Origin of the sequence: Allofournierella massiliensis (genome assembly GCF_004345265.1) — a bacterium.
In the GTDB taxonomy this organism is placed as follows: domain Bacteria; phylum Bacillota; class Clostridia; order Oscillospirales; family Ruminococcaceae; genus Allofournierella; species Allofournierella massiliensis.
The window spans coordinates 1-12205 of the sequence record NZ_SLUM01000008.1; the positions used below are offsets into that span (position 1 = coordinate 1).

Below are 12205 nucleotides of genomic sequence, written 5' to 3' on the forward strand. Positions count from 1 at the left end.
GTTTTTCGCTGCATAAAAAGTGGCCAGCAACCTACTGGCTGCTGGCCGGGAAAACTTTATATTTTTTCACTGTCCTCTTGACGGGTAGCAGTTCATTTGCCGAGGCAGGCTTTTTTCATGCGCAAACGTAAAACCGCTCATCAGGCGGATGGCCGTCTTTAACGGCGGTTTTCCAGCGGAATGTATTCCCGGCGGGGCTGCACCGCCATGTAGGCCGGGCGGATGATCTTGCCCATGTTGATCAGCTCCTCCATGCGGTGGGCGCTCCAGCCCGCCACACGGCCCATGGCAAACAGCGGGGTGAACAGCTCGGTGGGCAGGCCCAGCATCCGGTACACAAAGCCGCTGTAAAAGTCCACGTTGGCGGAAACGCCCTTGTAGATGCGGCGCTTCTCCGCAATGACCTGCGGCGCCAGCCGCTCCACGGCCGCATACAGCGCATATTCCCTGTGCAGGCCCTTTTCGTCGCTCAGCCGCTCCACAAAGCTGCGCAGAATCTGGGCGCGGGGATCGCTGACCGAATAGACCGCGTGCCCCATGCCGTAGATCAGGCCGCTTTTGTCGAACCGCTCGCCTGCCAGCAGACCGGCCAGATAGTCCTTGATGGCATCCTCGTCCTCCCAGTCGGTGAGGCTTGCCTCCATGTCCTCGAACATGCGCACCACCTTGATGTTTGCACCGCCGTGGCGGGGGCCCTTTAGGCTGGCCAGCGCCGCTGCCATGCAGCTGTAGGTATCGGTGCCGGAGCTGGTGACCACATGGGTGGTGAAGGTGGAGTTGTTGCCGCCACCGTGTTCGGCGTGCAGCACCAGGCACAGATCCAGAATCCGGGCCTCCAGCGGGGTGTACTGGCCGTCCGGCCGGAGAAGGGTGAGAATGTTCTCCGCGGTGGAAAGCTCGGGTCGGGGGGTATGGATGTAAAGGCTCTTGCCATTTAAATAGTAATTATAGGCCTGGTAGCCGTAGACCGCGATCAGCGGGAAGATGGCGATCATGTCGATGCACTGTCGGATCACGTTGGGCAGGCTGATGTCGTCCGGCCGCTCGTCGTAGCTGGCCATGGTGAGCACACAGCGGGCCAGGGTGTTCATCATGTCCGGGCTGGGGGCCTTCAGAATCACATCCCGCACAAAGTTGGTGGGCAGGCTGCGGTAAAAGGCCAGCTGGCGGTTGAACTGCTCCAGCTGGGCGGCGTCCGGCAGCTGGCCGAACATGAGCAGATAGGCAGTCTCCTCAAAGCCGAAGCGGCCGTCGGAAAGGAAGCCGTCGGTCAGCTCCTGGATGGAGTAGCCCCGGTAATACAGCTCGCCCGGGCAGGGCTGCTGTTCGCCATTCACCGTTTTGCTGCTGATGATCTCGCTGATCTCGGTGAGCCCGGCCAGCACGCCGGTACCGTCCAGATCGCGCAGGCCGCGCTTGACGTTGTAGCGGAGGTAGTCGTCCCGGTTGATCTGGCTGTTGGCCAGGCAGACCTGTGCCAGCCGTTCGATGGCGGGGGTAACCCGGGAGTATTCGGAAATTTCGGCCATTGTGGTATGCCTCCTTTGCGTGGGATGGGGGCCGCCGCCGGGGCGGGGGCAAAACCCTATTTATCTAGTATAGCATAAAAGTAGCGTGGTGAATAGACCGAAGCGGAAAGCTGAGGGAAGGGGAAAGCTGCGGGAAGGGGCTCGAAAAAAAGATAAAATTTTTTTCAAAAAGGGGTTGATTTTTCTGAAAACGCTTGGTATAATAATCAAGCACTCAGCGATGAGGCAAAACTGAATAACTGATATGTGGGAGTGTTCCCGAGCGGCCAATGGGGGCAGACTGTAAATCTGTTGCATTTTTGCTTCGGTGGTTCGAATCCACCCGCTCCCACCAACAAAAAGCCTTGCAGAATCTCGATTTTGCAAGGCTTTTTGCTTTCTGGACCACGTTTTGGACCACACTTCCGGTGGAATCCTTCATGGCGTCAGATAGCGCCCCAGAATCTGATCAACTTCATTTGCAATACGGGAGTCGTCATCGGTGAGTTTGTGCGCGTATACGCCGCGCGTGTCCATGCTGGCGGATTGACCGCACAATCGGCGCAGATCACCCTCACGAAGGTTTTGCGCCAGGGGAATGAAGGTGTGGCGCATTTCATAGCAGCTGATGGCTGTAATGCCGTTTGAACGTGCGTAGGACTTCCATTGATGATAGCGGCCCTGTTGATTCAAAGCGGGAAATAGAGGGCTGTCAGGCGTTGTGGGCATGCCCAGGGAATGGAGCAGGGACAGTTGCTGATCGATGAGGATTCGGGCGAATGTATTGAGACCAAAGGTGCGGCGCGCATTCTGATTTTTGCCCTTTGTCTTTTCTCCGTAGCGATTGATGGCCCGCTGAATATGAAGCTTATCGCCGTCGATATCGCCGATATGAAGGCCCATCAGTTCGCCGGGGCGCAGCCCGGTGACCACTGCAGACCGATAGGCATAAATCTGGTCATCAAAAACACTCTCACCACGCACAAGACGTGTATCCACACGAAAAAGGGTTTGAAGCTCTTCCGGTTGAAGAATTTCCTTTTCCTGCTTCTCAGCGCAGGTACGTACCTCCAGACCTTCCAGAACCAGATCGGTAAAGTCGTTGATACGGCACCACTTGACGAACTGCTGCTCGGTATTGCGAAGTCCTCGGAGCGTTTTCAGACTGAGTGGACCCTTGGGCGGGCGTGTGGGATGTGGCTGTAAACATCCTTTTTGTGCGGAGAGATTCAGGACCCGCTGCAGATGTCCTTCGTTCAGACGAGAAATTTTCAGGTTCCCGCAGACAGGAAGGATATAGTTTCTGCCGAACTTTCGGGTTTGCTCCAGTGTACTGGTGCCAACACGTTTTTCTTCCTGCAGGTACAAAAGGAAACTGTCCCACAATTCCGCTACCAGGGGATCACAATTTTCATAGGAAAGGCCGGCGCTTCGTTTTCAGCTGTCAGCTTTCCGTTCGGCTTCCTTTTTTCCTCGCAAGCCGGGAACGGTACTGTAGAAGGTTTTTCGTTCCCCATTCCGCTGTGCGTTTACCCGCCAGCGCTTTCGGCACGGTTCCCACCGGACCTCTACTTTTTTCGTTTGCATTGCAGTACTCCTCATTTGGAACAGGCACGGCCAGGAGTGCGGCTGGGATAGTTCTCCTGGGCAAAGAAGTACCGGTAGTAGTCCGATTCCTGAATGCTCAGGCGAGCGGCCATTCGATTGATTTCATTCACACGGAAGAAGCTGCGCCCGGCCATTCGATCTGTCATGGTGGCATCCGCAATACCGGCAATTTCAGCCAGTTCCTCTGGTTGATGTTCTCCCGGATCATCCGGCACCGCAATTCGGCAAAAGTTTTCTGCGTACGCATGATTGAATTTCCTTTCATTATCAAAAAAGTTAATTAAAATGTAGAGCATAATTAACGAAAAAGATAATGTCAATAGGGAGAGATTCACTTGAATGTTAATTTTCTGTTGCGGAATGGGGCAATATGCAATAGAATAGAAGAGAGACAACGAGAGAAGGGGGATAAGACGTGAACATTGGAGAAAAAATACGCAGGATTCGCTCTTTTCGCGGAATGACACAAAAAGAATTGGGTATTGCCCTGGGACTAAAAGGCGATCCTCAGACGCGAATTGCGCAATATGAGACAGGTTATCGGGTTCCCAAGCGGGATCTGATTCTGCGGATGGCAGAGGTGCTGGATGTTTGCGTGTATGCCCTGGATTCAGAGAACGAAGGCAGTTCGACGGTGATGATTGAAATGCTTTTCTGGGCAGACGTGGAGTCGCCGTCGATCTTAACGCTGGCAACGGCCAAGCGGAATGACAAAAAATATAATTCCGTGATGGGATATGAGATTGAATACACAGATAATGATGACTGGATGCCCCGAGAACCCACCATGCTGTGGTTCAATCATATCATTGTGAATGATGCGCTCAGGGAGTGGGCGATCCGTCAGCAGGAATTGCGGGATAAGATCATTACGCGGGACGAGTATTTTGAATGGAAGCTCCAGTGGCCCTATTCCTGCGATGACTGTGGCCGCGTGGAGCCGGTGAAGAAGTGGAGAGGAACAACGGGTCGGTTGTGGAGAAATAGTGATTCGATGAGATGAACATATAAAGTTAATATATTTTAGCTGGCACAGCTACTAGCTATAGTTCGCTATATGTGGATAATAGCATGGGATGATCAGAGTTGTGTATGCTGCTTTCTAGGAAAAATCCGAACTGTTTCTTTACAGAAATCAGTTCGGATTTTTATTTTAGCGAAAATTAAAGTGATGCGTTGTTTCAAAAAGTAACCTTCTGAATGTCACGGATTTGACATTTTTGACCTTTTTGTTGTTTATTCTGTTTAAAAATTTGGTTATGATGATATGCACATAAGGTGCGATGAAAAAGGTTAAAGAAGAAAGACCGGTATTGTCGCAGCAGCCAAACTAAAAACAATAAACAAACAAGGAGGAATGGCTTTGCAACGTCCATGTTTTATTGATGAAGATGCCAGCTTTGTAATGGAGTGCCCGGAGGAAATCAGTCAGCTATATTTTCCGTTGGCATCGGAGACCGGTCTGAAAAGTTGTGTGTCGCCAGATTTGGGCGGTGATGCAAAGCTGTGCCAGGAAACTTTTTTACTGGAACCGGTTAGCGTCGAAAATCTGCATAATAACCGTTCCACACGGAATTTTTGGATGGTTGATTCCGACGGTGTTGCGGTTTCTCTGACAGGAGCTTCAGCAATGCAGCAGGCAACTCGGTTTACGCCGAATCAGGATAGCAGCCGACTGACGGCAGGTCTGATGTGGCATACGCTGGAGCGTACGGTATGTAGTATAGGCGTTCATGCAAAGATGACCAGCTTTGTGCCGGTACAGGATAATGTGGAGATCCTGTCGGTGACGGTAAAGAACTATACGGAGAAGACTCGCCGGTATGTTCCGTATGCTGCGATCCCATTGTATGGGCGCAGTGCGGACAATCTTCGGGACCACAGGAATGTGACGTCGATGCTTCATCGAATCCACACAACAGAGCATGGTGTTCTGGTTTGCCCGACGATGTCGTTTGATGAACGGGGCCACAGACCGAATCATAAGGTCTATTATGTGTTGGGATATCAGGAGAATGGTCAGAAGCCGGAAGCGTTCTATCCCACGGTTGAGGAATTCATCGGAGAAGGTGGAACTTTTACCCGTCCCCGTGCTGTATGCGAGGCCTATCTGGGCGTTCCCGCGGGCACTTCCCGTGCAGGACGCGAGGCGATGGGCGCTTTCCGCTTCCCTGCAATCGAGCTGGCTCCTGGGGAAAGCTGCCGGTTTGTGCTGCTTCTTGGGGTAGAAGATAGTAGTGCAGATGTTGATGCGATTTTCACCCGGTATAATTCCGTTGCAAAAATCGATCAAGTGCTTGAGCAGACGAAGCGCTACTGGAAGCAAAAGGTTAATGTGGCCTTTTCTACCAATAATGCTGACAGAGACCGGCTGATGAAGTGGATCTGTTTCCAGCCCTATCTGCGGCGGCTATTTGGCTGTTCGTTTTTGCCGCATCACGATTATGGCCGCGGCGGCCGGGGCTGGCGCGACCTGTGGCAGGACTGTTTGTCACTTTTGCTGATGGAACCCGGTCAGGTAGGGCAGATGATCGAAGCCAATTACGGTGGTGTTCGTGTGGATGGTACGAATGCTACGATCATCGGTGCGGGCGATGGTAATTTTATTGCAGACCGCAACGGTATTGCCCGAGTATGGATGGACCATGCGCTGTGGCCTCAGATGACCACAAAGTTGTATATTGACCAAACCGGCGACAGCGGGATACTGGAACGTGTGGCCCCCTATTTCAAGGACCCTCAGGCAATGCGCGGGAATGGAATCGATGATACATGGACCCCGGATGAGGGCAATTGGCAACGTACAGCAGCGGGCGAGATCTACCAAGGGACAATTCTGGAGCATCTGCTGGTGGAGCAACTGACCGCGTTTTATGATGTGGGCGAGCATAATCTGTACCGTTTGCGCGGTGCGGACTGGAACGACGCACTGGATATGGCGGCGGAACGGGGCGAGAGCGTTGCGTTTACCTGTGCGTATGCGGGGAATCTGCGCGAGCTGGCGGAAATGATTCAGACAATGGATAAAGCATGCCCTGGGCGTGAGATTGAATTGCTGGAGGAGCTGGCGATCCTGCTGGGCGGAGAGAAGCAGGATTATGACGATATTCAGAGCAAGCAGGAGCGGCTGAAAGATTATCTGGATCGCTGCCGTTTCACAGTGAGCGGACAGAGAATGCGGGTCAAGCTATCCGATCTGGCGGAAGATCTGCAGCAGCGTGCAGATTGGCTGACGGAGCATTTACGCCGGCAGGAATGGATCGATCATGGAGAAGAGGGCTGGTTTAACAGCTACTATGATAACGACGGACAGGCTGTGGAGGGGATCTTCCCTTCGGGGGTCCGCATGATGTTCACTGGTCAGGTGTTTGCGATCATGGGAAAGGTTGCAGACGACGAGCAGATCAAGCAGATCACCCGGAGTGCAGATCATTACCTCTATCGTCCTGAGATCGGCGGATACCGGCTGAACACAGATTTTAACGAGTTGAAATTCAATTTGGGGCGTATGTTTGGATTTGCGTATGGCGAGAAGGAGAACGGGGCTGTTTTTTCGCATATGGCAGTTATGTATGCGAATGCGCTTTATCGCCGCGGTTTTGCGAAAGAGGGCTGGAAGGTTCTCAAAGCTCTGGCGGATGCAGCACTTCACTTTGAAAGCAGCCGGATTTACCCGGGCATTCCCGAATATTTTTCTGCAGATGGCCGGGGAATGTACAACTATCTGACCGGTGCGGCCAGCTGGTTCATGCTGACGATGATCACCCAGGTGTTTGGCGTAAGAGGCCAGGAGGGCAATCTGCTTCTGGAGCCGAGACTGACCGCCGAGCAGTTTGACCAGAACGGTACAGCGCAGGTGAGCCTGCAGTTCGCAGGATGCCCCTTGACGATTCGTTATCACAATGCGGAGGGCAAGGAATACGGCGAGTATGGGATCGCTTCGGCGTGCTGCGGCGAACAGATGTTGACGCAGGATATGCAGGGAAGGATCGTGGTGCCCCGGGAACAGTTCGAACGGCTTGGAGCAGCAGGCGGCGTGATCGATGTGAAACTTGTTTAAAAACGAAGGATGGGATTTCAGATGAAGTATGGATATTTTGATGATTTGCAGCGGGAATATGTAGTGCAGCGGCCGGATACGCCTGCGCCCTGGGTAAACTACCTTGGATCTCCGGAATACGGTGCGATCGTTTCCAATAATGCGGGTGGCTACAGCTTTGCAAAATCCGGCGCAAACGGGCGGATCCTGCGGTATGTGTTCAACCAGTTTGATCAGCCGGGCCGTTATCTCTATCTGCGAGATAATGCCAGCGGGGATTTCTGGTCTGCTTCGTGGCAGCCTGTGGGCAAAGACCTGAAGGAATACCGCTGCGAGTGCCGCCATGGCATGGGCTACACCCGGATGCTGGCCGAATACAGCGGGATTCAGTCAGAGGCGGTGTACTATGTGCCGAAGGACAGCGCGCATGAGGTGTGGGAGCTGACGGTGACCAATCGCTCGGCGGAACGGCGGGAGCTGACGCTGACCGGCTATGCGGAGTTCACCAACCACAGCAATTATGAACAGGATCAGGTTAACCTGCAGTACTCGCTGTTTATCAGCCGGACCTTGTTTGACACCGATCGGATCATGCAGCAGATTCATGGCAATCTGGATGCACAGGCGGCCGATGAGATGGTGGACGGAAAGACCGTTACCGAACGCTTTTTTGGCTTGGCGGGCGCTCAGGTTGCTTCCTACTGTGGAGATAAGGATGCGTTCCTTGGGCGTTATCACACATATGGAAACCCGAAGGGGGTTGCATCCGGAGACCTTGGAAATGTGCTCAGCTACAATGAAAATTCCTGTGGGGCGCTTTCCTGCGTTGTGGAACTGGAGCCTGGCGAAAGCCGCACGGTCGCCTTCCTGCTGGGGATGAAGCCCTCCGCAAAGGCGGCAGAGCTGCTGCAGGGTTACCGGAATGCCGCGGATCGCTGCGAGAAAGAGCTGAAAGAGCTGAAGGAGGAATGGTATGGTCGCCTGGACCATCTTCGGGTCGATACACCGGACCCGGCCTTCAACACGATGATCAACACATGGAATGCCTATAACTGCTTTATTACATTTGTGTGGTCTCGCGCGGCTTCCTTCATTTACTGCGGCCTGCGCAATGGTTACGGATATCGAGACACTGTGCAGGATATTCAGGGGATTATTCATCTGGAACCGGAGATGGCACGCGAGAAGATCCGCTTCATGCTGTCTGCCCAGGTGGATAACGGCGGCGGGCTGCCGCTGGTGAAGTTTACCCATAATCCTGGACATGAAGATACCCCGGACGATGCTTCGTATGTGGCAGAGACCGGGCATCCTGCCTATCGTGCGGACGACGCGCTGTGGCTGTTCCCCACGGTATACAAGTATGTGGCGGAAACTGGCGACAAGGAATTTCTGGATCAGGTGATCCCTTTTGCAAATCGAGATGAAGGCACCGTGTACGAGCATCTGAAGCGTGCGGTTCAGTTTTCCCTGGCTCATCTGGGGCCTCACGGTCTGCCGGCCGGATTGTATGCGGACTGGAACGATTGCTTGCGATTGGGAGCAAACGGTGAATCCACCTTTGTGGCGCTGCAGTTTTACTACGCACTGCGCATCCTGAAATACTTTGCGGAGGATCGTGGTCAGCAAGAGGATTGCCGTTGGCTGGAAAATGAACTGGAGGAAGCGGGCAAAAAAATTCAGGCGCTGTGCTGGGATGGTGACCGCTTCATTCGTGGCTTTACAGAAGAAGGTGAACGCATCGGTGCTGCTCAGGACCCGGAGGCGAACCTGTGGCTGAACCCCCAGAGCTGGGCGGTAATCAGTGGGCTGGCTAGTGAGGAACAGGCGGATGAAGCAATGCGTAAGGTGTTCGATCGACTGAATACTCCATACGGAGCGGTTCTGATGGATCCGCCTTATCATGCACATGCTTTTGATGGTGCGTTGGCGGTCATTTATAACCCTGGAACAAAAGAGAACGCGGGCATCTTCTCGCAGTCGCAGGGCTGGCTGATCTTGGCGGAGGCTCTGCTCGGGCACGGAGAACGTGCGTTCCGTTATTTCACGGAAAATGCGCCGGCGGCGCAAAATGACCGGGCAGAGATCCGTCGCTTGGAGCCTTATTGCTATGGTCAGTTTACGGAAGGGCCTGCCAGCAAGCATTTCGGACGTTCGCAAGTGCATTGGCTGACGGGTACCGCTTCCACGGTGATGGTTGGCTGTGTGGAAGGAATTCTGGGCCTTCGGCCGGATCTGAATGGCCTGCGCCTGGCACCTGCGGTGCCGAAGCAGTGGAAGTCGTTTACAATGGAGAAGGACTTCCGCGGTCGGAAGCTGCATATCCGTGTGGAAAATCCGAATGGGAAAGAATCCGGCTTTGCCGCTTTGCGTGTCAACGGGCAGGAGCTTGATTCCAATTACATTCCGGAGAAGCTGCTGACTGCAGAGAATGAGATCCTGCTGGTTCTTTAAGCGGATAGGATAAAAAATCCCGCCGGGCGGTCAGCCCGGCGGGATTTTTGCAGTTATCAAAAGTGTTAATCCTCCCAGGGGTTCAAGCGGCTTACATCCCGATATTTTTTGGGAGTCATTCCGGTAACTTCGCGGAATTGCTGGATAAAATGGCTTTGGGAGGAAAACGCCAGCTGGTTGGCAATGTCGATCATGGAGCTGTCGCTGAAGCGCAGCAGATTTTTGGCCATGTTGATTTTCTGTTGGCGAATATATCCGCTGACGGAAGTTCCGGTTTCTTTTTTAAAAAGGCGGGAAAGATAGCTGGGAGAAACCCCCAGTTCGTCGGCCAGGTCTTCAATGGTGATGCGCTCTTTGATGTGAGCGTAAATGTATTCTTTGCCCGCGTTGATATGCTTGGAATTGGTGTCGTTGCGCAGATGCTTACGCATCTTTTTGGTGAAATCCATCACCATATCATCGTGCAGCTGACAAACCGCATTCACGGAGTGAAGATCGTCCAGCTTTTGAATATAGAAATCGCTGAGTCGAAAAGCCTGCTCCAGCTCCATGCCGCTTTGAACACAAAGCCGGGTGATCATAGCGGTGGTTATGACAAGGTGATATTTCAGGTTGAGTACGGGATCGCGAGACAGCTGCCCTACCCCTTCCTCCTGGCTGAAACGGCCCGATTCGCAGTTGCGGCGCACATAATCTACATTGCCGCTGGCAACGGCATGATAAAACTGATATTCCTCACTGGGGTTTCGGTGTTCCATTTCATCGATCTCGTCAGTGGCTTCCAAAAGAAGCCACTCCTTCTGATAGCTCATAATTGCCCCCTTTTTGTGCTGGGAGGATGGTTAAATCTGTCCGGTGCAGAAAACTAGGTCGGAAGTTAATACAGAATATTTTATTTTATTATACTATGAAACTAGAGTGGTAGCAATGAAATCAGAGTGGCTGAAGCAGAGGAAGAAAAGTGGGAGATAAGATTTGAAAATGCATAATGGACAAAATCTAGTCATGAATTTGATATTATTTGTTTGATTATAATATATTGGATAAGAGCAGGACGGTATAATAATAGTACGATAACGGATTCGGTACTCCACGCAGGGGTATCAAAAAAATAGGAGGTTTTTAGCATGAACAAAAGAGTAGTTTCTCTGCTGGCAGCAACTGTGGTTGGTGCCAGTGTGCTGACCGGTTGCGGCGCCGGAGCAGGTGCATCCGGCAGTACTGTAAGCGACGGTACTTCGGCGGAAGGTGCGGTCATCAATATCTATAGCTGGAACGATGAATTCCGTACCCGTTTGGAGGCCATCTACCCGGAAGTAGAAAGCACTTCTTCTGATGGTACTGTTACCAAGCTCAAGGATGGAACGGAGATCCACTGGATCATCAATCCCAATCAGGATGGCGTATATCAGCAGAAGCTGGACGAGGCACTGCTGAATCAGGCATCGGCTGCAAACGATGATAAGGTGGATATTTTCCTTTCTGAAACCGATTATGTGTTCAAATACACCGATGCGGATGCAGATGTAGCTATGCCTCTGGAGGATCTGGGCATTGATCCTGCAACTGATTTGGCTGACCAGTATGAGTTTACCAAGACCACTGCTTCGGACCAGAATGGCGTACAGCGCGGTTCCACCTGGCAGTGCTGCCCGGGCCTGCTGGTGTATCGCCGTGATATTGCCAAGGATGTTTTCGGTACTGATGATCCCGTAGCAGTAGGCGAAAAGGTTAAGGACTGGGATACTTTGAAGGGAACTGCAGAAGAACTGAAGGCGAAGGGTTACTTTACGTTTGCCTCCTATGCGGATACCTTCCGACTGTATGGCAACAGCATCTCCGCTCCCTGGGTGGCTGCCGGTGAGACTGTGGTTAAGGTAGATCCGCAGATCATGAACTGGATCAATGATTCCAAGGAATGGCTGGATGCGGGATATTTCGATAAGACGGTTAAAGGGCAGTGGAATGATGACTGGAATAAGTCCATGAGCTCCTCCTCCAAGGTGTTTGCTTTCCTGCTGCCTGCATGGGGTATTGACTTTACTCTGAATCCCAACTGGGATGGCGAAAGCGGAATGTGGGGCGTGACCAATCCCCCGCAGGAATACAACTGGGGCGGTTCCTACATCCACGCAGCCACCGGCACTGACAACCCGGAGCATGTAAAGGACATCATTTTGGCTCTGACTGCCGATAAGGATAACCTGCTCAAGATCTCCCGCGATTACATGGACTTCACCAACACGGTCAGCGGCATGCAGGAGGCTGCCACGGATGCATCCTTTGCTTCTGAGTTCCTGGGTGGCCAGAACCCCTATGAGTACTTCGCTCCTGTGGCGGAGAACATCAAGATCGCGCCGCTCTCTTCCTACGATCAGGGCTGCGTTGAGCTGATCCAGAATGCGTTCAGCGATTACTTCCAGGATAATGTGGACTACGACCAGGCAAAAGCAAACTTTGAGACTGCGATCCGGGAGCGCTATCCTGACGTCACCGAGATCCAGTGGGCGGAGTAATATCCGCCGCGGATGACCCCGAATGAAAATAGCTGCCGCACCGGACGATGCCGTGCGGCAGCCTTTTCCAAAAAAGGAAC

8 protein-coding genes and 1 tRNA gene are annotated in these 12205 nt (G+C 52.7%); 5 read left to right on the forward strand and 4 right to left on the reverse strand.

Annotation, left to right across the window (positions count from 1 at the left end; all coding sequences use genetic code 11):
• Positions 1 to 158: 158 nt before the first annotated feature.
• Positions 159 to 1529 carry a citrate/2-methylcitrate synthase gene (locus EDD77_RS05790; RefSeq protein ID WP_058963908.1) on the reverse strand — a complete coding sequence of 457 codons (1371 nt, stop codon included), beginning with the start codon at positions 1527 to 1529 and terminating at the stop codon, positions 159 to 161.
• 248 nt (positions 1530 to 1777) lie between these two features.
• Between EDD77_RS05790 and EDD77_RS05795 the strand changes: the two genes are divergently transcribed.
• A tRNA-Tyr gene (locus EDD77_RS05795) sits at positions 1778 to 1863 on the forward strand.
• A gap of 83 nt (positions 1864 to 1946) precedes the next feature.
• Here the strand turns inward: EDD77_RS05795 and EDD77_RS05800 are convergent.
• On the reverse strand, positions 1947 to 2876 hold the full coding sequence (locus EDD77_RS05800; protein WP_132587338.1) for a hypothetical protein: 930 nt from the start codon (positions 2874 to 2876) through the stop codon (positions 1947 to 1949).
• Between the two features lie 230 nt (positions 2877 to 3106).
• The gene (locus EDD77_RS05805; protein WP_132587339.1) at positions 3107 to 3451 is read right to left on the reverse strand and encodes a hypothetical protein; all 345 of its coding nucleotides are present in this window, start codon (positions 3449 to 3451) and stop codon (positions 3107 to 3109) included.
• An 80-nt stretch (positions 3452 to 3531) separates the two neighbouring features.
• On the opposite strand from EDD77_RS05805, the gene EDD77_RS05810 reads away from it, so the two are divergent.
• From EDD77_RS05810 to EDD77_RS05820, 3 genes are all read left to right on the forward strand, one after another.
• The gene (locus tag EDD77_RS05810) at positions 3532 to 4119 is read left to right on the forward strand and encodes a helix-turn-helix domain-containing protein (RefSeq protein ID WP_058963911.1); all 588 of its coding nucleotides are present in this window, start codon (positions 3532 to 3534) and stop codon (positions 4117 to 4119) included.
• A gap of 354 nt (positions 4120 to 4473) precedes the next feature.
• Complete coding sequence (locus tag EDD77_RS05815) at positions 4474 to 7176, forward strand: GH36-type glycosyl hydrolase domain-containing protein (RefSeq protein WP_082669567.1); 2703 nt, start codon at positions 4474 to 4476, stop codon at positions 7174 to 7176.
• Positions 7177 to 7197: 21 nt separating this feature from the next.
• A complete protein-coding gene (locus EDD77_RS05820; RefSeq protein ID WP_058963913.1) occupies positions 7198 to 9609 on the forward strand; it encodes a GH36-type glycosyl hydrolase domain-containing protein in 2412 nt (803 codons plus the stop codon).
• 65 nt (positions 9610 to 9674) lie between these two features.
• On the opposite strand, the gene EDD77_RS05825 is transcribed toward EDD77_RS05820, so the two are convergent.
• Positions 9675 to 10421, reverse strand: coding sequence for an AraC family transcriptional regulator (locus EDD77_RS05825; RefSeq protein ID WP_058963914.1), 747 nt, complete (start codon positions 10419 to 10421; stop codon positions 9675 to 9677).
• A gap of 315 nt (positions 10422 to 10736) precedes the next feature.
• On the opposite strand from EDD77_RS05825, the gene EDD77_RS05830 reads away from it, so the two are divergent.
• Positions 10737 to 12125, forward strand: a complete 1389-nt coding sequence (locus tag EDD77_RS05830; RefSeq protein ID WP_058963915.1) for an ABC transporter substrate-binding protein — start codon at positions 10737 to 10739, stop codon at positions 12123 to 12125.
• The last annotated feature ends 80 nt before the right edge of the window (positions 12126 to 12205 follow it).